Origin of the sequence: Humibacter sp. RRB41 (assembly GCF_022761015.1) — a bacterium.
Lineage (GTDB): Bacteria > Actinomycetota > Actinomycetes > Actinomycetales > Microbacteriaceae > Humibacter.
Genome location: NZ_JAKWJQ010000001.1, coordinates 368,370 through 387,774, shown reverse-complemented (window position 1 = coordinate 387,774; position 19,405 = coordinate 368,370). Strand labels below are relative to the sequence as shown.

General features: G+C 68.2%; 20 protein-coding genes. 9 read left to right on the top strand and 11 right to left on the bottom strand.

Annotated features, from left to right (window positions below):
• Nucleotides 1–56: 56 nt before the first annotated feature.
• Nucleotides 57–599 (bottom strand): TetR/AcrR family transcriptional regulator, encoded by a 543-nt coding sequence (locus MJ603_RS01930; protein WP_243061973.1) that lies wholly within the window; start codon nucleotides 597–599, stop codon nucleotides 57–59.
• Nucleotides 600–851: 252 nt separating this feature from the next.
• On the opposite strand from MJ603_RS01930, the gene MJ603_RS01925 reads away from it, so the two are divergent.
• The 3 genes from MJ603_RS01925 (at nucleotide 852) to MJ603_RS01915 (ending at nucleotide 4,686) form a co-directional block, all read left to right on the top strand.
• Nucleotides 852–2,306 (top strand): MFS transporter, encoded by a 1,455-nt coding sequence (locus MJ603_RS01925; RefSeq protein ID WP_243061972.1) that lies wholly within the window; start codon nucleotides 852–854, stop codon nucleotides 2,304–2,306.
• Between the two features lie 188 nt (nucleotides 2,307–2,494).
• Nucleotides 2,495–3,940, top strand: coding sequence for an L-serine ammonia-lyase (locus MJ603_RS01920; protein ID WP_243061971.1), 1,446 nt, complete (start codon nucleotides 2,495–2,497; stop codon nucleotides 3,938–3,940).
• Between the two features lie 155 nt (nucleotides 3,941–4,095).
• The gene (locus MJ603_RS01915; protein WP_374230782.1) at nucleotides 4,096–4,686 is read left to right on the top strand and encodes a nitroreductase family protein; all 591 of its coding nucleotides are present in this window, start codon (nucleotides 4,096–4,098) and stop codon (nucleotides 4,684–4,686) included.
• A 121-nt stretch (nucleotides 4,687–4,807) separates the two neighbouring features.
• Here MJ603_RS01915 and MJ603_RS01910 read toward each other — a convergent pair whose 3' ends face one another.
• The 5 genes from MJ603_RS01910 to MJ603_RS01890 all read right to left on the bottom strand — a co-directional run bounded on the left by MJ603_RS01910 (nucleotide 4,808) and on the right by MJ603_RS01890 (nucleotide 8,788).
• Nucleotides 4,808–6,031: a serine/threonine-protein kinase gene (locus tag MJ603_RS01910; protein WP_243061970.1), complete on the bottom strand. Its 1,224-nt coding sequence runs from the start codon at nucleotides 6,029–6,031 to the stop codon at nucleotides 4,808–4,810.
• A 52-nt stretch (nucleotides 6,032–6,083) separates the two neighbouring features.
• The gene (locus MJ603_RS01905) at nucleotides 6,084–6,587 is read right to left on the bottom strand and encodes an SRPBCC domain-containing protein (protein WP_243061969.1); all 504 of its coding nucleotides are present in this window, start codon (nucleotides 6,585–6,587) and stop codon (nucleotides 6,084–6,086) included.
• Between the two features lie 2 nt (nucleotides 6,588–6,589).
• Nucleotides 6,590–6,934, bottom strand: a complete 345-nt coding sequence (locus MJ603_RS01900) for a helix-turn-helix transcriptional regulator (protein ID WP_243061968.1) — start codon at nucleotides 6,932–6,934, stop codon at nucleotides 6,590–6,592.
• Nucleotides 6,935–7,004: 70 nt separating this feature from the next.
• A complete protein-coding gene (locus MJ603_RS01895; RefSeq protein ID WP_243061967.1) occupies nucleotides 7,005–7,769 on the bottom strand; it encodes an SDR family NAD(P)-dependent oxidoreductase in 765 nt (254 codons plus the stop codon).
• Nucleotides 7,766–8,788, bottom strand: coding sequence for a zinc-dependent alcohol dehydrogenase family protein (locus MJ603_RS01890; protein WP_243061966.1), 1,023 nt, complete (start codon nucleotides 8,786–8,788; stop codon nucleotides 7,766–7,768). Before MJ603_RS01890 ends, MJ603_RS01895 begins: the two co-directional genes overlap by 4 nt.
• Before the next feature lie 254 nt (nucleotides 8,789–9,042).
• Between MJ603_RS01890 and MJ603_RS01885 the strand changes: the two genes are divergently transcribed.
• Both MJ603_RS01885 and MJ603_RS18700 read left to right on the top strand, forming a co-directional pair.
• Nucleotides 9,043–9,462, top strand: coding sequence for a hypothetical protein (locus MJ603_RS01885; protein ID WP_243061965.1), 420 nt, complete (start codon nucleotides 9,043–9,045; stop codon nucleotides 9,460–9,462).
• Nucleotides 9,459–9,947, top strand: coding sequence for a GNAT family N-acetyltransferase (locus MJ603_RS18700; protein WP_243061964.1), 489 nt, complete (start codon nucleotides 9,459–9,461; stop codon nucleotides 9,945–9,947). Before MJ603_RS01885 ends, MJ603_RS18700 begins: the two co-directional genes overlap by 4 nt.
• Here the strand turns inward: MJ603_RS18700 and MJ603_RS01875 are convergent.
• Nucleotides 9,851–11,314: an MFS transporter gene (locus MJ603_RS01875; protein ID WP_243061963.1), complete on the bottom strand. Its 1,464-nt coding sequence runs from the start codon at nucleotides 11,312–11,314 to the stop codon at nucleotides 9,851–9,853. The genes MJ603_RS18700 and MJ603_RS01875 overlap by 97 nt on opposite strands.
• A 109-nt stretch (nucleotides 11,315–11,423) precedes the next feature.
• On the opposite strand from MJ603_RS01875, the gene MJ603_RS01870 reads away from it, so the two are divergent.
• Entirely contained in the window at nucleotides 11,424–11,930 is a 507-nt protein-coding gene (locus MJ603_RS01870; protein ID WP_243061962.1) for a MarR family winged helix-turn-helix transcriptional regulator, read from the top strand.
• Nucleotides 11,931–11,968: 38 nt separating this feature from the next.
• Here the strand turns inward: MJ603_RS01870 and MJ603_RS01865 are convergent, their stop codons facing one another.
• Nucleotides 11,969–12,412 carry a MarR family winged helix-turn-helix transcriptional regulator gene (locus tag MJ603_RS01865; protein WP_243061961.1) on the bottom strand — a complete coding sequence of 148 codons (444 nt, stop codon included), beginning with the start codon at nucleotides 12,410–12,412 and terminating at the stop codon, nucleotides 11,969–11,971.
• Between the two features lie 104 nt (nucleotides 12,413–12,516).
• Between MJ603_RS01865 and MJ603_RS01860 the strand changes: the two genes are divergently transcribed.
• Nucleotides 12,517–13,407 (top strand): alpha/beta fold hydrolase, encoded by an 891-nt coding sequence (locus MJ603_RS01860; protein ID WP_243061960.1) that lies wholly within the window; start codon nucleotides 12,517–12,519, stop codon nucleotides 13,405–13,407.
• 109 nt (nucleotides 13,408–13,516) lie between these two features.
• On the opposite strand, the gene MJ603_RS01855 is transcribed toward MJ603_RS01860, so the two are convergent.
• From MJ603_RS01855 to MJ603_RS01845, 3 genes are all read right to left on the bottom strand, one after another.
• A complete protein-coding gene (locus tag MJ603_RS01855; protein ID WP_243061959.1) occupies nucleotides 13,517–15,673 on the bottom strand; it encodes an ATP-dependent Clp protease ATP-binding subunit in 2,157 nt (718 codons plus the stop codon).
• A 211-nt stretch (nucleotides 15,674–15,884) separates the two neighbouring features.
• Nucleotides 15,885–16,931 (bottom strand): Ig domain-containing protein, encoded by a 1,047-nt coding sequence (locus tag MJ603_RS01850; protein WP_243062703.1) that lies wholly within the window; start codon nucleotides 16,929–16,931, stop codon nucleotides 15,885–15,887.
• Between the two features lie 115 nt (nucleotides 16,932–17,046).
• Complete coding sequence (locus MJ603_RS01845; protein ID WP_243061958.1) at nucleotides 17,047–17,268, bottom strand: ABC transporter permease; 222 nt, start codon at nucleotides 17,266–17,268, stop codon at nucleotides 17,047–17,049.
• 212 nt (nucleotides 17,269–17,480) lie between these two features.
• On the opposite strand from MJ603_RS01845, the gene MJ603_RS01840 reads away from it, so the two are divergent.
• Nucleotides 17,481–18,305 (top strand): MOSC domain-containing protein, encoded by an 825-nt coding sequence (locus tag MJ603_RS01840; protein WP_243061957.1) that lies wholly within the window; start codon nucleotides 17,481–17,483, stop codon nucleotides 18,303–18,305.
• Between the two features lie 131 nt (nucleotides 18,306–18,436).
• A complete protein-coding gene (locus tag MJ603_RS01835) occupies nucleotides 18,437–19,390 on the top strand; it encodes a beta-ketoacyl-ACP synthase 3 (RefSeq protein WP_243061956.1) in 954 nt (317 codons plus the stop codon).
• Nucleotides 19,391–19,405: the final 15 nt, after the last annotated feature.

Below are 19,405 nucleotides of genomic sequence, written 5' to 3'. Positions count from 1 at the left end.
CGGCGGAGCCTATCGATACTGACCACCGGGGCCCGGGCTCGACCAGCGGGCGCGAGCTAGCGGATGCCCGTTGTCGCGAGCGACAGCATGCGCTTCAGGTCGGCATCCGTTCCACCACGCCGCTGCGCTGCCCACGCGACCGACGACACCAGCGCGAAGACGTCGCGCGGGTCGACGTCGTCGCGCAGCTCGCCGGCGGCCTTCGCCCGGGCGACGAGCACGGAGGTCGTGTCGGTGAGCGGGAAGCAGGAGTTGCGCAGGGGTGAGTCGTCGCGGCGGAACGCCTCGGCGATCGACTCCGGCAGGTTGTCGTAGGTGCGAAGGTGCATGGCGAGCGCGAGCATCCACTCGTGAAGTGCTTCGCCAGGAGCCTCCGATGCCTTCAAGCCGGCGGCGAGGGTGTCGAGCCGGTCGACGCTGTCGCCGAGGGCGGTGGCGATGAGGCTGTCGCGCGTGGGGAAGTGGCGGTACAGGGTGCCGGGGCCGACGCCCGCTCGGCAGGCGATGTCGTCGAGTGAGGTGAGCACACCGTGCTCGGCGAATGCGTCGCTCGCCACCTCGACGATGTGGTCGTAGTTGCGCTGCGCATCGGCCCTCATCGGCCGCGTCGTTGCGGCTGTCGCGGTACCCATCTCGTTGCTCGCTTTCCCGTGCTGTGTCGCGTCTTCGTGCGGTCCGTGGCCGCCTCTCCTCGCGTTCGCGACCCCATGCTACGCCGGGCCACGAGCGTTCGCCGACGACGAACAGCCACACCATTGACAAAACGGAGACAGTCTCCGTATCGTTGCAGACCTAACAGGAGACTTCCTCCGAATAGCCACCGTACGCCACTAGGGATCGGATCGCCATCCATGTCAGAGGCAACTCTCGAACTTCCTCCAACGGGATCACTGCCGGCGCAGTCGGTCGCCTCCGCTCCGAAGTTCCGCACGCTCGGCCTCGTCGTCGTGTTCGTGACGCAGCTCATGCTGGTGGTCGACGCGAGCATCGTGAATGTGGCGCTGCCCGACATCCAGAAGTCGCTGCAGTTCACGCCGGTCGGCCTGTCCTGGGTCGTCACCGCATACGCGCTGGCCTTCGCGGGCCTGATGCTGCTGAGCGGCAAGGTCGGATCGATGATCGGCGCGAAGCGGGCGCTGATCATCGGCACGCTGGTGTTCATCATCGCGTCTGCCGCCGGCGGGTTCGCTCCGACCGCAACCGTGCTCGTGGTGGCGCGCGTGGTGCAGGGCATCGGCGCCGCGATCGCCGCACCCAGCACGCTGGTTCTGCTGATGGCCAACACCACGCCTGGCAAGCAGCGCAACCGTGCGATGGCGCTGTTCGTGCTGGCCGCGGGAAGCGGCGGCGCCATCGGCCTGATCCTGGGCGGCATTCTCACCACCGGCTTCGGTTGGGAGTGGGTGATGTTCGTGAACGTGCCTGTCGGCATCTTGATCGTCGTCGGGGCCGTCATGTTCCTGCGTGAGACGGAGAAGGAGCACGCGCGGCTCGATGTGGGCGGTGCTGTGGCATCCACCATCGGCATGGTCGCTCTGATCTACGGCTTCACGACCGCGGCGAGCGCCGGCTGGACGGACCCGATCGCACTGGCGTCGTTCGGCATCGCCGTGGTCTCGCTCGTGACGCTCGTGCTCATCGAGCGCAGGCACCACAGCCCCGTTGTTCCGCTCCAGCTCTTCGTCGGACCACGCAACGCGGCACCCCTCGTGGCGATGCTGCTCGTGCCGGCCGGGATGTTCGCGTTCTTCTACTTCATCACCCTGTTCACCCAGCAGGTGCTGCACTTCAACCCGCTGTCGACCGGGCTCGCCCTGCTACCGTTCGTCGTCGTGCTGGTCACCGCGAACCAGCTCGCGCCGAGGTTCCTGCCGCGGGTCGGCGAGTGGGTCGTGGGCGCAGTCGGGCTCGCCCTTCTGGCGGGCGGACTGCTGTGGCTGAGCAGGCTGGACTCGCACGACACGTTCGTCACGGGCATCCTCGGCCCGATCATCGTGATGGGCGCCGGGGCCGGCCTGACCTTCGCCCCCATCACCTCTGTGGTGATGAACCGCGCGCCGGAGGAGCACGTGAGTGCGGCATCCAGCGTGCTGCAGACCATGCAGCAGCTCGGCGGATCCATCGGCGTCGCCGCGCTCACCACGGTGTTCGTCTCGGTGACGGCGACCAGCGGAGAGACCGGAGGCGTGGCGGCAGCGGTGCTCGGGGGCGCGGCCTTCGTGTTCATCGCATTCGTGCTCTTCGCGCTGTGGGGCAGCAGGGTGCGCGCCGACAGCGACCGCGAGGCGGCGCCGCAGGTGCACTGAGCCTCGACCCACCCCGTTGACCCGGCACTGTATTGCTGAGCGGGCCTTCAATTCACGTGAATACGGGGGCCGCTCGGCAATACAGTGCCGGGTCGACGTTCGCGGGTTCTTCTCCGTCGGGGGAACGAGGTCCGGGATACCGGACAGCTTCGGGGGGCGACTCGCGGCGCGACGCGCACACTGGTGATGTGACCGTGTACGTGTCAGCGCTGGAGCTGTTCTCAATCGGCATCGGCCCGTCCAGCTCGCATACCGTCGGCCCGATGCGGGCCGCCCGTCGCTTCGCGTCCGCCCTCGAAGACCGGGGACTGCTCGCCGACGTGACCCACGTCACGTGTGTGCTCTGCGGCTCGCTCGCCGCGACCGGCGTCGGTCACGGAACCCCTGATGCGGTCGTCGCCGGACTCGCCGGACTCGAGCCGGAGACGTGCGATCCCGACGACGTGCACGGCGCCTGGGCGAGCGCCACCGGCCACGGCGCTCTGACACTCGCCGGGGGGCCGACCGTGTCGTTCGACACCTCCGACATCACGTTCGAACCCCGCACCAGGATGCCCGAGCACCCGAACGCGCTCATCCTGCGCGCGTACACTTGCGACCGGTCGGCACACGACCGAGGGGCGGCACCTGCCTTCGAGCAGACCTGGTTCTCGATCGGCGGCGGCTTCGTGCGGCTCAAGGAAGAGTCCACGACGGACGAACCTGCCACCGCGGACGAACCTGCCACCGCGACCAAGCCCGCTGCCGCCACCGACGATGAGCCTCGCGCTGACGAGTGGGCGTACTCCAACGCCGCCGAGTTGCTCTCGCTCTGCGCGCGTGAGGGCATCGACATGTGCGACGTCGCCTGGAGGGCTGAGCTCCGGGCGCGGAGTGCAGCCGACGTGCGTTCGGGACTGGATGCCATCTGGCTCGCCATGCACGGCAGCGTGGAGCGCGGGCTCGTCACGGGCATCCGCGAGCTGCCTGGCGGCCTTCACGTTCCGCGCCGCGCCGCGGCCATGCGCGAACGACTCGAGGCGGCACCCGCTGACCTCCCTGACCTCGCCGGCGAGTGGATGCGCGCCTTCGCCCTCGCCGTGAACGAGGAGAACGCCGCCGGCGGACGCGTCGTGACGGCGCCGACGAACGGTGCGGCCGGCATCCTGCCCGCCGTGCTCGAGTACCACATGCGGTTCAACCCGCGGGCGACGGATGCCGACGTTCAGCGCTTTCTGCTGACCGCGGCGGCCGTGGGCGGCATCCTCAAGGCGAACGCCTCGATATCTGGTGCCGAGGGCGGATGTCAGGCCGAGGTCGGATCCGCCTGCGCGATGGCCGCCGCTGGGCTGTGCGCCGTGCTCGGCGGAACGCCGGCGCAGGTGGAGAACGCGGCGGAGATCGCGGTCGAGCATCACCTCGGGCTCACCTGTGATCCGGTCGGCGGGCTGGTGCAGATTCCGTGCATCGAGCGCAACGCCATCGCGTCGTCGACCGCGGTCTCGGCCGCGCGACTCGCCCTCAACGGCGACGGCCGGCACATCGTGCCGCTCGACGTCGCCATCGAGACCATGCGCCAGACCGGCGCCGACATGAGCGACATGTACAAGGAGACGAGCGCCGCCGGACTCGCGGTCAACGTCGTCGAGTGCTGAGGCTGCCGCCTGCTTTCGGCTCGTAGTCTGCCAGCCCATCCATGGGGCGCCGGAATAGGATGCCCCGTGCATGCGTTCGCATGCAGTGACCGTGCGAGAGCGCGGCAGCGGCAGCGTCGCCGACACACTTATCCGCACCATCATCGAGGAGTCCCGTGTCCCTGACGCTCGACAACGACCGCACCGCCCAGACCAGCACCCCGATCAACGAGGTGCTCGCCAACCGCTTCAGCCCTCGTGCCTACGACTCGGATGTCGCTGTCGACGAGACGAAGCTCGTCGCCGCTCTCGAGGCGGCACGCTGGTCCCCGTCCGCCGCCAACACGCAGCCGTGGCGCTTCATCGTCGCCCGCCGTGGAACTCCCGAGTTCGACACGATCGTCGCGAACCTGATGGGCTTCAACCAAGTGTGGGCCGTGAACGCCGGAGCACTCATCGTCGGGCTCGCGGAGAACGTGAACGCCGAGGGCCAGCCGATGCGCTGGGCGCAGTACGACCTCGGTCAGGCGCTCGCGCACTTCAGCGTGCAGGCACACCACGAAGGGCTGCACGTGCACCAGATGGGCGGCTTCGAGGTGAACGGCATCCGTTCGGCCTTCGGCGTCGAGGACCGCTTCGAACCGATCAGCATCACCGCTGTCGGGCTGCTGGGCGATGTCGAGAGCCTGCCCGAAAGCACCCGCGACCGCGAGCGCGCGCCTCGCACGCGTCGTCCGCTCGACGAGATCCTGATCGTCAACGCGTAGTCTTCCCGCCACTCACGTGGCGTAGTTCCGCGCCGCCGCCGGATGCCCTTGCGGCGGCGGCGCGTGTCAGTCGTTCGAATCGCGCTCAACTGTCCGAACGACCTCAGCTGTTCGAACGAGCTCAGCCGTCATCGCCCTGATCGTTGCCGTTCTTCTTGTTCTTCTTCTGCTTCTCGTGCCCGTGGCCGACCTTGGTCGGCGCGGGCACCGTCGTCTCGGTCGGTGAAAGCGTCGGAGATACCGTCACGATGACGGTGGGGAGCGGAACGGGCTGCGCCTGACGCTGTTGGGCATCCAGCGAGGTCCATACGACGGCTCCGGCGATGACCACCGCAGCGGCGAGCGCGACAGCGAGCACCACGGCAAGGCGTCGGCGGTGCGGGTGCTTCGCGGTCGGTGCCGATTGCTCGACCTCGTCGGCGGACGACATGCGCATGGTCGGCGCATCCTGCGCTGACGGCAGCGGCAGCGTGGGCATGATCACCGTCGACTGCTCATCGATCGCCGGCAAGTCTCCGCTTCGGCGCAGCGATTCGACGGATGCCGCGACCTGCGCCGCCGACGGACGCTCGCCGGCATCCCGCGCCATCATCGACCCGAGCAAGTCGTTCCAGCCGACCGAGAGCCCCGAAGGCAGAACCGGATCCCGCGCGAGCCGGGCGACGCTCGACTCCACCGTGGATCCAGGAAACTCCCGGCGACCCGTCAAGCACTCCAAGACGACCAGGCCGAGCGAGTACACATCGGTCGCCGGTCCGACCTGGCCACCGGACACCTGCTCCGGGCTGAGATAGGCGGCGGTCCCGAGCACCATGCCGGCCGTCGTCAACTGCTCATTCCCGCTGAGCTGGGCGATGCCGAAGTCGACCAGCATGATCGAGCCGCCGGCATCCTCGATCAGGATGTTCTCCGGCTTGATGTCTCGATGCACGATTCCCCGCGCGTGCAGGTAATCGAGAGCCTGGCCGAGCTCGGCTGCCACACGCACGGCGAGATCCCGGTCGGGTCCGAGTCGATCGATCCGCCTGCGCAGCGACTCACCCTCGATCAACTGCATCACGAGGAACGCGGGATGCCTGCCCTCGGCATCATCCGGCCACTCGGCATCGAAAAGCGTGACAAGGTGCGGATGGCTCGCCGACGCGAGAACACGCGCCTCGCGCAACCGGCGCTTGCGATCCGACGCGATGGCGCCGTCTGCGCTGAAGACCTTGACCGCCACCGGTCGCCCGAGCTTCTCGTCCCAAGCGCCGTAGACCGTGGACATTCCGCCGCGCCCCAGCGCATCGGCCAGTCGATAACGTCCGGCCAGCAGCACAGAGGGTGCGGCATCGGGGTCAGACATCCGCCACCTCCCGATCAGCTCTCCACTTTACGGGTCGTGGCGGCGAGGCTTCTCAGGCCACCAGCCGGCCGATCGTGTTGGCCCAACCCTCTCGCATGCCGACGGCGACCCAGGATGCGATCTCCTCGTCGGTCATGGATGTCGGGAATGCGCAGGTGAAGACGTGCTCGGTCTGCGAGCCGTCGCCGACCGGCGCCAGAGCGATCGTGCAGACGATGCGCCGCTCCGGCGGGATCTCGTCGAGGTCGGGCCAGCCGCCGCTTGCGCCCCACTCGAAGACGATCCGCTCGCCGGGCACGAGTTCGAGATAGCGCCCTCCCGACCAGTAGCGCTTGTCCTCGCTCTCGTCCATCATCACGCGGAAGACTCCGCCCGGTCGCGCGTCGGCCTCGATGTGCTCGTCGGGAACGGGTCGGCCCGGATTGAAGAACCAGGCGAGGTGAGCCGCGTCTGTCCAGGCGCGGTAGGCAAGCTCCGGCGAGGCATCCAGTACACGGGTCAACGTGAACCCGCGGGTCGCCTCGGTCAGAGTCTGGCCGAAGAGTGTCGTGGTCATGATCATTCCTCCGTTGTGGTCTTCATCGACTTCAGATGGGTTTCGAGCGCATCGAAGCGCTGGTCGAAGAACGCGCGATACGGTGCGAGCCAGGCGTCCGCTTCTTCGAGCCGGGCCGCGTGCAGATGCACGGTGCGCCACTGGGCGTTGCGCTCCTTGCCCACCAGTCCGGCCCGCTCGAGCAGCGTGATGTGCCGCGAGACGGTCGCCAGCGAGAGGTGGAACGGAGCCGCGAGCTCGCCGATGCTCGCCGGCCCTTCGGCCAGCCGCGCAAGGATCGAACGTCTGGTCGGGTCGGCGAGCGCGAAGAACACGGTGCTGAGTTGGTCACTCGCTGCATCCGGCATATTTACACCATAGCGTAATTACGCGCTAGCGTAAATGCGCATCACCCGTCGGCTCTTGTCGTGGCGTGCGTCAGCGCCCGCCGGCCACCCGCAATGTCGTCGCGGTCACGTACGACGCGTCTTCACTGAGCACCCATTGCACGGCGGACGCGATCTCATCCGCCGCAGCGGGGCGTCCGATCGGAATGCCGGGAGTCATCCGCTCGACTCGGCCCGGATCGCCGGTCGTCGCGTGCAACTCCGTGTCGACGAGCCCCGGCGCAACGGCGACGACGCGGATGCCGAGGGGCCCGACCTCTTTGCCGAGCCCCATCGTGAACGCGTCCACCGCAGCCTTCGCCGCCGCGTAGTGCGCATACTCGCCAGGGCTGCCGATCGTTGCCGCTCCCGACGAGATGTTAACGATGACGCCGGCCGTGCCGCTGCGCGTGAACTCCTGCACCGCTCGCCGGCAGCCCAGCACCGTCGCGGTGAAGTCCACGTCGATCGTTCGCCTGATCTCGTCGACGGGCGTCGCGGCGAGCCGTGCGAAGCGCGTCGTGACCGCCGCGTTGTTGACGAGGGCGTCGAGGCGGCCGAAGCGTTCGCGCGCCACAGCGAAGGGCGCTTCGATGCCGTCATCGTCGCCCAGGTCCGCCTGCACGAATTCGACCGACGCACCCGCTTCGCGAGCGGATGCCGCGACCCGCTCCGCAGCATCCGCATCCGTCCGGTACGTGGCGACGACGTCGTACCCCGCCCGTGCCAGACGCAGCACGATCGCAGCTCCGATGCCGCGGGAGCCGCCGGTCACGATCGCGACCGGGCGGGCATCCTCTTGACGGGCGTCGCTCACGGACGCAGCAGGGACTTGATCGCGCGACGCTCGTCCATCGCCGCGTAGCCCTCGGCCACCTCGGACAACGGCAGCTCGAGATCGAAGACCCGCCCCGGCTCGATCGAACCGTTCAGGATGTCCACCAGCAGCTCGTCCGCGTAGTTGCGCACCGGAGCCATGCCGCCCGCCACCTTGGTGTTGTTGTCGAACAGCTGGCGCACGGGCAGCTGCGGCCCGCCGTTCGGCACTCCGACGTAGCCGACGAAGCCACCTGGGCGCACGGAGCGCAGCGCCTGATCCATCGATTCGGCGGTGCCGACCGCTTCGACCACCGCGTCAGGGCCGATGCCGCCGAACATCTCCTTGACGATGCGCGCACCCTCTTCGCCGCGCTGCTCGACGATCTCGGTCGCACCGAAGTCGCGGGCGAGCTGCTGGCGCTCGGGGTTGCGTGACATGGCCACGATGCGGGATGCCCCGAGCCGCTTCGCCGCGACCACGGCGCACAGCCCGACGGCGCCGTCGCCGACCACGGCGACCGTGCTGCCCTCGTGCACCTCGGCGACGTGCACGGCGTGATGGCCGGTGCCCATGACATCCGCGAGGGTGAGAAGGTGCGGAACCAGCGCGTCGGTCAGGCGATCCTGCGGCACGACGACGAGGGACCCGTCGGCGTGCGGCACACGTACGAGCTCGGCCTGGCAGCCGTGATACCAGCCCAGCTCGAGGCACGACGAGCTGAAGCCGTTGCGGCAGTTCTCGCACGTGTAGTCGCAGTCGTAGAACGAGGCGATCACGAAGTCGCCGTCCTCGATCCCCGAGACGGCGGCGCCGGTGCGCTCCACGATGCCGACGAACTCGTGACCCATGCGCCGCGGGCGCTCGGTGGGGACGACACCGCGGTAGCCCCACAGATCCGAACCGCAGACGCACGAGGCGACGACTCGCACGATCGCATCGTGCCCCGTCGTCAGCTCGGGGTCCGGCACATCTTCGAGGCGAACGTCACGTTCGCCGTACATCACAGTCGCGCGCATGCTTCGAGCCTAGGACGACGCGTCGGCCACAGCCGTAGTCGCAGACGCACACCCTCACCACAACAGCGCCATTTGCGCTGTCGTGGTGATGGCGCGAACATTTGGCCGTCCTGCACACGACGGCCATCGACCGCGACACGCCGTTCAGGTTTGAGAAACTGCGAAATCCGAGGCGCCGGGGTCTTTCGCTCGCCCCGTTGTCGGCCCTAAGGTGACGTGCAGACTTTGTCGATTAACGCTGGGGGAGCGACGACATGGGGAAACGAAACATTGGGGGACCGCGCGCGGTGACGCGCCGCACCGTCATCCTGGCCGGGTCGCCGCAGTACGCCGGGGTGGCCATGGCCGGAACGATCGTGCCGGCCGTCGCGCAGGCATCCGAGCCGCTACGGGACGACTACGCGGATGCCGTCGGCGCACATTTCGACGCCGCCAGCGAGTACGGGCACTTCGCCCTCACCCTCGCGTCGGTCGAGTCGCTCGGCAACGACCGAGCGGATTCCGACACCCGCTTCGGCCTCATGTTCACCGTCAGCTCCGCACGTCCGCCCGCCGGTGTGTACCGGCTCTGCGCGACGGAGAAACCCGACCTCCCCGACGCCCAGCTGTTCATCGCCGCCTCAGCGCGCCCGCGCCGCTCGTCGTCCCGTCGCCTCGCCGGTCGGCGTCCGTGATAGCCACAGATCAACTGCGGTACCGGCCGGTCGCCGACAGCGACGGCCCCGCCCTCTTCAGGCTCTTCCAGCAGGTGTATGCAGACGAGATCGCGACGCTCGCCGTCGACGCGGGAACGCGGGATGCGCTGGCATCGATGCAATACGTCGAGCAGCGGATGCGCGTGCGTGCGGAATTCCCGGACGCCGTCGACCTGGCGATCGAGTGCGACGGCACACTCTGCGGGCGCCTGCTCACCGTGATGCGCGGCGGGGGCATCCAGCTCGTGCAGCTCTGCGTGCTCGGCGATCACCGCGGCCGCGGAATCGGCACCCGTGCCATGCACCGTCTTGCACGCATCGCCGACGAGCACCGATGCCAGATCTGGCTACCGGCCGACGCCGGCAGTCAGGACTGCCGCGGCTTCCTCGAGCGGGTCGGGTTCACCGTGACCGGTCGCGCCGGACGGTTGCTCGTCGTGCCGCGCGCCGACGTCGCGGCCTGACGCCCGCCGGCGACGTCCGGTGCTGTGGAACTCCGGCCCGTGCGTCGTGTGAACTTCTCCTCGCGCTCGGTCCTGGCGATCAGCGCACGCCGCAGCCGCCATGCCGCGAACACCGCCACAAGGCTGATCGCGAGGTGGATGCCGAGGAACGCGTCCGCCAGCCCGGCCCCGAGCAGCACCCCTGCCACGAGCGGTCCGGCCGCCGAGAACGCGGTCTGCAGCGCGGCGACGGTGCCGAGCGTCTGCCCCACCATCCCCTTCGGCGCGAGCGAGGCCGTGAGCGGGTTGAGCACCGGGCTGTAGATCGTCTCGCCGACGGCGAAGACGCCGTACGTCATGACGAACAGCGCAGAGGCGATGCCCGGCATGAACTGCGCGGCCGAGAGGATGACCCATGAAAGCGCCCAGATACCGCCGACTGCCATGAGCAGCACCGGCGCGGTGCGCTTGGCCGTGAGCTTCACGACGACGACCTGGATAGCGACGATCACGAGGCAGTTGACCGCCGCCGCCGTGCCGATCGCCGACGGATCCACGCGCAGCGTCGTCAGCGCGTATGCCGGCAGGCCGGACTCGAACTGGGCATAGAAGCCGAGCGCGAGCGTGACCGTGACGATGGCCGTCCACCGCATGGCGGGCTCGGCGAAGATCGCGCGCAGGGCGCCACCGACGCGCCGGCCTCCGGCATCCGCTTCGTCTCGGTCGATGACCGCGATCGCACCGGTCTCGGCCTCCACAGCGCCGACCGAGCGAGCGGATGCCTGCGCCGCGGCATCCGAGGCCGCCCGCGCGCCTGCGATCGGCGTACGACCCGCCCAGAACCGTGCTCCGGCGAGCCCGATGATCCCGGACGCCAGCACGAAGCCGGCCGCCGCCATCAGAAATCCGATGTCGAGGCCGTTCGTGCGGTTCAGGTCGACGACCAAGCCGGCGAGGAACGCGCCGGCGGCCATGCCGAGGGACTCACCGGTGAACTTGTAGGCGAAGATCTTGCGACGATCGGCGCCGGACGACCAGTTCAGCGCGAGCACCTGCTTCGCGGGAACGGCAGCCGAGAGGCCGAGGCCGAACACGAGCATCCCGGCCAGGAACAGCGCTGGCTGGTCGACGAAGACCAGGGACCCGACGGCCGCAGCGCCGATCAGTTGCGAGACGACGACAACGGTGACGGGGTTGAAACGGTCGGCGAGGCGACCCGCCAACGGCGCCGCGACCAGAGCGCCGACCGAGAACAGTGAGGATGCCCCGGCCGCGACGAGCGCACCCCATCCGCGGGTGTCAGCGGCGTAGGCGTACTGATAGGGGAGCACGGCACCCCACCCCAGTGATCCGATGGCTGATGCGAGCACGAGAAGCATCGCGCGCATGATGGCACCTCCTCGTGGCGCTGGTAAGACTTCGACGACGTAGGATTCGAACACGAACTGTTCGACATCGAAATATTAGCAACCGAAGTAGACATGCGAGAATTCCCGTATGGCGAAAAAGACACCGAGCGCACCGGAGCTCCACCGCCAGGCGGTCGCGACCTACGTCGCAGCGGGCGGCGAAGAATCGGTCCAGCGCGTGATCACGGCGGTGCAGAGTCTCACGAAGAAGCTCGACCAGTGGTACGACAGACAACTCGCCGACCTCGATGTCGCCGCCGGTGAGTGGTCGGTGGTCACCGCACTGGCGAAGGCAGGCGAATCGCTGACGCCGAGTCAGCTCGCGGACCTCACGAACGTGGCACCGTCATCCATGACGCATCGCCTCGACAAGCTGGCCGAGCGCGGGCTCATCGAACGCACGCCGGATGCCGGCAATCGCACCCGCATCTTCATCAGCCTCACCGACGAGGGCTGGCAGCTGTTCAGTCTCGCGATCCGAGGGTCGGATGTCGTCGAGTCCGACGTGCTCCAAGACCTCAGCGACGCCGAGCGCGCCGAACTCGCGCGCCTGCTCGAGGTGGTGATCGCGAGGCTCGACGACGTCGACGCCTAGCGGCGACTCCCCGCCGATCGAGTAGTGCCCGCTCCGCGCTACTCGACCATCGGCGGAGCGTCGGTGCCGAGGAGCCGCTGCAGGGCATCCTGCACGTCGGCGATGCGGTCGCCGCCCACGAGGGATTCCCACTGAGCCCGGAGCTCGTCGAACACCGCCTCGCCGTCGCGCATGAGCGAGTGGCCGCGATCCGTCACCACCAGGCGCGCTCGTCGACCGTCGCCCGGATCGGGGCTGCGACGAACGTAGCCGCCCTCTTCCAGAGCCGCGACGGTCTTCGCTGCCGCCTGCTTCGAGACCGACGTGCGTCGACCCACCTCGGAGACCGACCCGGCGCCGGCCGCCACGGCACGCAGCGCGAAATCATGGGCGGGGCGGACCCCGGGGTAACCGCGCTCGGCGAGCCGGAGAGTCGCCTCCTCTGCCATGAAGCGGAACCCAGCGAGAAGCAGCAACGCCAGGTCGGCACCACCTCGAGACATGCGCCAATCGTAGCGACATCGATCAGATCGACAATATGGTTGTCTATATCGTGAATCTGTGACAACCTGGTTGTCTTACTTCCGTAGTTCGCCAGGAGGCGCAGATGAAACCCGACCGAACAACCATCGCCGGCGTGCGGCACGAGACCGCGGCGGTCAATGGCACGCGCCTGCACTACGTCACAGCCGGAGACGACGGCACTCCGGTGCTCCTCGTGCACGGATTCCCCGAAACGTGGTGGGCGTTCCGCAAGCTCATCCCGCTTCTCGCCGCACATCACCGCGTCTACGCGGTCGACCTGCGTGGATTCGGCGATTCGGATGTCGCCGATGAGAACTACTCGAGCGCAGTCGCCGCCGACGATCTTCACGCGCTGATCGAGCACCTGGCCGTTGGGGCGATGCATGTGGTGGGACAGGATGTCAGCGGCGGCACGGTCTTCCGGCTCGCCGCGACGCATCCCGGCGACGTCATCGGCCTCACCGCGATCGAGTCCGGCATCGCGGGCTTCGGGGCAGAGCACCTCGCGGATGTCACTCATGGTGGTGTCTGGTACATCGGTGCCCTGGCATCCCCCGGCGTCGCCGGTCTTCTCTTCGAGAGGCAAGCGAGCGCCTTCATCGGGGAGTATCTGTACCCGCTCTACGGAGTATCCGCTGCGGCAGTCGGCCCCGACGACGTTACCGAGTTCGCTCTCACCTACGGCAGGGCCGGCGGATTCTCGGGTGCCGCGGGACTCTACCGTGGCATGCTCACGGAGGGGGACGAGCTCCGCGCGCTTGCACAGAGCGTTCCCCTGCGGATGCCGGTGACCACAATCGGCTCCCGCGGCGGCGGCTTCACCCATGCGGCGTTCCGCAGCGTCGCCACGCAGGAGCCGACCGCCGTCCAGCTGGACGGCGTCGGCCACTACGTCGCGCAAGAGGCTCCGGCGGCGCTGGCGGACGTTCTTCTCGAGACGTTCGCCACCACTACTCGACAGCGCCCCCGCTGATCCAGTAGCGCCCGCGCAGCGGACGCGTATCGAGGTCCTCCAGTGCAACCGCGAACGGGTCTCGATACGCGTGCGGCTTCGCCGCGCGCTACTCGACCAACGGGAGGCGCTACTCGACGGGGGTGACCTCGAGGTGGTCGCCGTCGACCGCGAGATCGACGCGCACGACGCTGCCGTCTCGGATGCGCCCCTCCAGCAGGGAAGTCGCGAGACGGTCGTCGATCTCATGCTGCATCAGGCGTCGCAACGGACGCGCCCCGTAGATCGGGTCGTAGCCGCGCTCGGCGAGCCAGGAACGGGCATCCGGTGTGACACCCAGCTCGAGACGACGCTCATGCAGCCGCGCCTGCAGCCGGTCGATGTAGAGCGAGACGATCTCGCCGAGCTCTTCCTCACTGAGCGCCGAGAACACCACGATGTCGTCGAGCCGGTTGACGAACTCGGGCTTGAACGCCTGACGCACGAGCGCCTGCACCTCGCCCTCCTTCTCGGTCCATGACAACGACGGATCGACGAGCACCTGCGATCCGAGGTTCGAGGTGAGAATCAGGATGGTATTGCGAAAGTCGACAGTGCGACCCTGGCCGTCGGTGAGACGTCCGTCGTCGAGCACCTGCAGCAGAATGTCGAACACCTCCGGATGCGCCTTCTCGACCTCGTCGAGCAGGATCACGCCGTAGGGACGGCGACGCACGGCCTCGGTGAGCTGTCCACCCTGCTCATATCCGATATAGCCGGGAGGGGCGCCGACCAGACGCGAGACGGTGTGCTTCTCGCCGTACTCCGACATGTCGATGCGCACCATGGCGTGCTCGTCGTCGAAGAGGAACTCCGCGAGCGCCTTCGCCAGCTCGGTCTTGCCGACGCCCGTCGGACCGAGGAAGAGGAACGACCCGGTCGGCCGATTCGGGTCGCTGATGCCAGCGCGGGAGCGACGCACGGCATCCGCCACCGCGTGCACCGCACGCTTCTGGCCGATCAGTCGCTTGCCGAGCTCGTTCTCCAGGTTCAGCAGCTTCTCGGTCTCGCCCTGCATGAGGCGCCCGACCGGGATGCCCGTCCACGCCGCGATCACCGCCGCGATGTCTTCTTCGGTGACCTGTTCGTTCACCATGCGCGGCTCGTCCGGCGCATCCTCGGCCTGCTCGGCCTCCGCGAGATCGCGCTCGAGCTGCTTGATGGTCTCGTATTCGAGCTTGGATGCCTTGGCATAGTTCGCCTCGCGCAGCGCGCGATCCCGCTCGGTGACCGCTCCGTCGAGCTTCTTCTTGAGGTCGCCGACGCGGTTGAGGCTCATTCGCTCACGAGCCCAGCGCGCCTCGAGCTCCGAGAGCTCGCGCTCGTGGGTGACGAGCTCCTCGCGCAGCTTGGCGAGACGCTCCTTCGACGCGTCGTCCTTCTCCTTCTTGAGGGCGAGTTCCTCGAGCTTCATACGGTCGACCTGGCGCTTGAGCTGGTCGATCTCGACCGGCGACGAGTCGATCTCCATCTTCAGGCGGCTCATCGCCTCGTCGATCAAGTCGATCGCCTTGTCGGGCAACTGCCGCGACGTGATGTAACGGTTGGACAGTGCTGCGGATGCCACCAGCGCGGCATCCGAGATCGTCACGCCGTGGTGCGCCTCGTAGCGCCCCTTGAGCCCACGGAGGATCGCGATCGTGTCCTCGACGCTCGGCTCGCCCACGTACACCTGCTGAAAGCGTCGCTCGAGCGCGGCATCCTTCTCGATGTACTCGCGATACTCGTCGAGTGTCGTCGCACCGATCAGGCGCAACTCACCGCGCGCGAGCATCGGCTTGAGCATGTTGGATGCCGCGACCGACCCCTCGCCACCGCCGGCACCCATGAGCAGGTGCAACTCGTCGACGAACGTGATGACCTCGCCGTTCGACTCGTCGACCTCTTTGAGCACCGCCTTGAGCCGCTCCTCGAACTGGCCGCGGTACATCGCGCCTGCAACCAAAGCGGAGATGTCGAGCGACACCAGCCGCTTGTTCTTCAGCGACTCGGCGACGTCGCCCGCGACGATGCGCTGAGCGAGGCCCTCGACGACGGCCGTCTTGCCGACGCCGGGTTCGCCGATCAGCACCGGGTTGTTCTTGGTGCGCCTCGTCAGCACCTGGCTGACGCGACGGATCTCGGAGTCGCGACCGATCACGGGATCGAGCTTGCCCGCCTTGGCAAGCTCCGTGAGGTCGATTCCGTACTGTTCGAGCGCGCTCTTCTGGTCCTCCTGGCTGGAGGGTGCACCCTGCATGTTCGCCATCTGTGTCCTGTCCTTCCCGCATGGTGGCGGATGTCTGTGAGAGTTCCGGATGCCGCAACCGATCCGTCCGGTCCAGCTCGGCCCGACGGGGACCTCGCTCCAACACCGCACGAACGACAGCATGCCGAAAACTTGAGTCTGATTAACTCAACTTTAGCGAGCGGCCGAGTATTCCGCTATCGATCACGCGGCATGGACATCCGCTCGCCGGTCATTCCGCGGAGCGACGACGACACCCGATCGTCACCGCGACGACGCCGAGGACCAGCGCGATGGTGCCGACGCCGAGGAACGGCCACGCGTCGCTTCCGGAATCGGCGAGTGACGGTCCGCCCGAGGTCGGCGGCGTCGCCGCTGCCGCGGGCGGCGTCGGGGTAGGAGTAGGCATCGAAACGGCCGCGGATACGACGTCGATGGTGAGCGCGATGTCGGCCGTTCCCGCCGAGGTCGTCACCGACTCGGTGACCTGGTAGGTCCCCGAGTTGGTTGGGGTACCCGCGATGGTGCCCGTCGCGGGATCGAGCGAGAGCCCGGTCGGCAGCACTCCTGCCGTGATGGCGTACGTGCCTCCCGTCGCGTTCGTGACGGTCGGGGTGAACGAATAGCCTTGCCCGACCGTGGCCGCGGTCGGGGTGCCGGCGATGGTCGGCTGGCAGATGTCGTTCGCCTCGAAGGAGAAGTCCTGGATGGTCCAGGTCGGGCTCTCCCGCGTGTCGAGGGACAGGATCGCGGCGACACCGGCCACCGGCTGCGGGTCGTCGAAAGTCGCCGTGAAGGTCTCGGCGACGTTCGGGATGGCGACTCCCGCCCCACCCGGATAGCCCGCCGGGTGGAAGAGGTTCGCCGAATAGGTGACGTCGTCGTCGACGGATGCCTGGGAGTCGTTGCTCAACGCCAAGGTCATCGCGCCGGGATTCGGGGTCGCTGCCGATCCGCCGAAGAGGACCGTCAGGGAGACGCCGAGAATCTCACGCGTGCATCCGGCCGGAGCACCCGGCGGGAGCACGGCGCCGGCACGGGCGGTCTCGGTCGTTGCGGGCAGCGTCGAGAAGTCGAGAGCGTCGGGGAACGTGACCGACCCCGGGGTACCCCAGCTCGAACCGGACCCCGCGGGGAGCACCGCAGGGTCGGCATCCGTGTACTGGGCGGCCGGCACGGTGCTTGTCGCCGCGAACGCGGCTCCCGATTGACCGAGCACGACCAATGCCGTGCACACCAGCCCGAGGCCGCCCAAACCTGCCCACCGCGCACCGCGCATCTTCACGTCTACCCCCGTCGTAGCGTCCCCGGTCAACATACCCCGGGAGGTGTCAGCAGCACACGAGTCGGGACTGTGACGATCTCCGCTTTCGTTTCGGCGTCCGGGTGTCGTCTCAGCGCTTGTTGCGGTAGATGAGCACCGTCGGCGGAGCGAACACGATCGTGAGTGCGGCCGCGGCAACGAGCACCCAGATGATCTGGTCACCGGCGGCAGTGCCGTTCATCAGACCGCGCTCGGCGGTCACGAGCTGCGTGATCGGGTTGACGTTCACGAATGCGTGCAGCCATCCGGGAAGAGTGTTCGGGTCGACGAAGATGTTGCTGGCGAAGGTCAAGGGAAACAGGATGAGCATGCCGACGAGGAGCGCACCGACGAGGCGCCGTGACTCGAGGCGCGTCCGCACGCGAACAGCGACGAAACATGCTCCACCGCGGAGAACCCGACAGTCAGCGACGCCTGTGAGGCTCCTTGTGAGACGGGATGCCGTGCGGTCGGGCACCGACCTCCGGCGTCGGGGCCGTCCGAGGAGCCTGCGAGGATGGGCAGATGCCTCATGTCGTCGCGCTCTACCGCTACCCCGTGAAGGGCTTCACTCCCGAATCACTGGATGCGTTGACCGTGCAGACGGACGGCCGGATCGCCGGAGACAGGGTGCTCGCGTTTCGCTTCGCCGCGGCCGCGACGCCCGAGGACCGGGATGGTTTGGATTATTGGCCCAAGTCGAAGGGGCTGGCTCTGGAGTCGTTCCCTGGGCTCGCCGCGTTGCGCCTGGCGTACGACGACGCGACCGCGCGCGTGCGGATCGAGCATGATGGCAAGACTCTGGTCGAGGGAGGGCTGGACGAGGACGGCCGCGCCGCGATCACCGAGGCCGTGACCGCGTTCGTGCTCTCCTCTCCCGAGGGCAAGCGCCTGGCCCGGCCCGGGCGGCTTCCGTTGACGCTCGTCGGCGATGGTGTCCGGTCGCGCTTCCAGGACCGGTCGCGCGGTTACGTTTCGGTGCACAGCCGGGCGAGTGTAGGTGCGCTGAGTGCCGCACTTAGGCAGACCATCGACGACCGTCGGTTTCGCTCGAACGTGGTGATCGATGGCGTGGAGGCGTGGGGCGAGCTGAGCTGGGAGGGCGAGGTCCGCATCGGCGACGTGCGTCTCGCCGCGGCCGGCCCGATCGTGCGGTGCCTCGCGACGCACGCGAACCCCGACAGCGGAGCACGGGATGCGAAGGTGCTGACCACGCTGACCGGCCGCCTCGGTCAGCGAGAGCCGACGCTCGGCCGCCTGCTCATCCTCCCCGGTGCGAGCGGCACGGTCGGCGATGGGTCCGGCATCGGAGGCACGATCCGGGTCGCCGACGAGGTCGTCATCGGCTGAATCCGACGCCGTTCTCGCCAGCGCCCGCCACCGCTCGGGTCCCACAACTCCGTCTGCTGCAGATTCGGCTTCGGGACGCCGAATGTACCCAGCGGCCCCGCACAGAATGCAACTGTCCCTAGAGTCGAGGCATGCGTACACCTACTCTGCGCGAATCGCAGTTGACCGGGCTCGGACACTACCAGCCGAAGCGCGTGCTCACCAACGAAGAACTGGCCAGGAGCGTCGACACGAGCGACGAGTGGATCCGCACTCGCACCGGCATCCGAGAGCGACACATCGCGGGGCCAGACGAGACCGTCGCGTACATGGCCACCGAGGCCGCACGCATGGCCCTGGCAGACGCCGGGCTCGACACCGTCTCGTTGGTGGTCGTGGCGTCGACAACGCTCGTGGACCGCACACCGTTCACCGCGGCACGCGTCGCCGCGAATCTCGGGATGCCGGGGCCTGCCGTCATCGACATCAACACGGCCTGCTCCGGCTTCGAACACGCCGTCGCCATCGCCGATCAGGCGATCAGCGCCGGCACGGCGGACAGCGCACTGGTGATCGGGGCGGAGCGACTCTCCGACGTGACGGACTGGACGGATCGGCGCACATGCATCCTCACTGCCGACGGGGCGGGAGCGGCGGTGCTCACGGCATCCGAGGAGCCGGAGATCTCACCCGTGGTCTGGGGCTCCGTGCCCGGAATGACCGACGCCGTCGTGATCGACGGTGACCCTCAGGTGTTCTCGCAGGACGGCCAGAGCATCATGCGCTGGGCGCTGACCAAGGCCGCACCGCACGTTCGGCGGGCACTCGAGACCGCTGGCGTCACGATCGACGACATCGATGTGATCGCGTTTCACCAGGCGAATCTGCGTCTGATCGAGCCGCTCGCCAAGGCGATCGGTGCGACCGAGCGCCACATTGTGATCCACGACATCGAGGAGTCGGGGAACACCTCGGCGGCCAGCGTGCCGCTCGGCCTCTCGAAGGCGTGGCACCGTGGTGAGCTTCCCCGCGGCGGTCTCGCCTTGCTCTTCGGATTCGGCGGCGGATTCGCGTTCGCGGGACAGGTCGTCAGGCTGCCTCGATAGCCACTCGGCCGACAC

Bases quoted from the DNA above. Each gene is read 5' to 3' on its own strand.
- MJ603_RS01930 (WP_243061973.1), bottom strand. From the start codon at position 599: ATGAGGGCCGATGCGCAGCGCAACTACGACCACATCGTCGAGGTGGCG.
- MJ603_RS01870 (WP_243061962.1), top strand. From the start codon at position 11,424: ATGGCGAAAAAGACACCGAGCGCACCGGAGCTCCACCGCCAGGCGGTC.
- MJ603_RS01905 (WP_243061969.1), bottom strand. From the start codon at position 6,587: ATGACCACGACACTCTTCGGCCAGACTCTGACCGAGGCGACCCGCGGG.
- MJ603_RS01885 (WP_243061965.1), top strand. From the start codon at position 9,043: ATGGGGAAACGAAACATTGGGGGACCGCGCGCGGTGACGCGCCGCACC.
- MJ603_RS01925 (WP_243061972.1), top strand. From the start codon at position 852: ATGTCAGAGGCAACTCTCGAACTTCCTCCAACGGGATCACTGCCGGCG.
- MJ603_RS01850 (WP_243062703.1), bottom strand. From the start codon at position 16,931: ATGCGCGGTGCGCGGTGGGCAGGTTTGGGCGGCCTCGGGCTGGTGTGC.
- MJ603_RS01835 (WP_243061956.1), top strand. From the start codon at position 18,437: ATGCGTACACCTACTCTGCGCGAATCGCAGTTGACCGGGCTCGGACAC.
- MJ603_RS01840 (WP_243061957.1), top strand. From the start codon at position 17,481: ATGCCTCATGTCGTCGCGCTCTACCGCTACCCCGTGAAGGGCTTCACT.
- MJ603_RS01875 (WP_243061963.1), bottom strand. From the start codon at position 11,314: ATGCGCGCGATGCTTCTCGTGCTCGCATCAGCCATCGGATCACTGGGG.
- MJ603_RS01865 (WP_243061961.1), bottom strand. From the start codon at position 12,412: ATGTCTCGAGGTGGTGCCGACCTGGCGTTGCTGCTTCTCGCTGGGTTC.
- MJ603_RS01910 (WP_243061970.1), bottom strand. From the start codon at position 6,031: ATGTCTGACCCCGATGCCGCACCCTCTGTGCTGCTGGCCGGACGTTAT.
- MJ603_RS01855 (WP_243061959.1), bottom strand. From the start codon at position 15,673: ATGGCGAACATGCAGGGTGCACCCTCCAGCCAGGAGGACCAGAAGAGC.
- MJ603_RS01890 (WP_243061966.1), bottom strand. From the start codon at position 8,788: ATGCGCGCGACTGTGATGTACGGCGAACGTGACGTTCGCCTCGAAGAT.
- MJ603_RS01860 (WP_243061960.1), top strand. From the start codon at position 12,517: ATGAAACCCGACCGAACAACCATCGCCGGCGTGCGGCACGAGACCGCG.
- MJ603_RS01900 (WP_243061968.1), bottom strand. From the start codon at position 6,934: ATGCCGGATGCAGCGAGTGACCAACTCAGCACCGTGTTCTTCGCGCTC.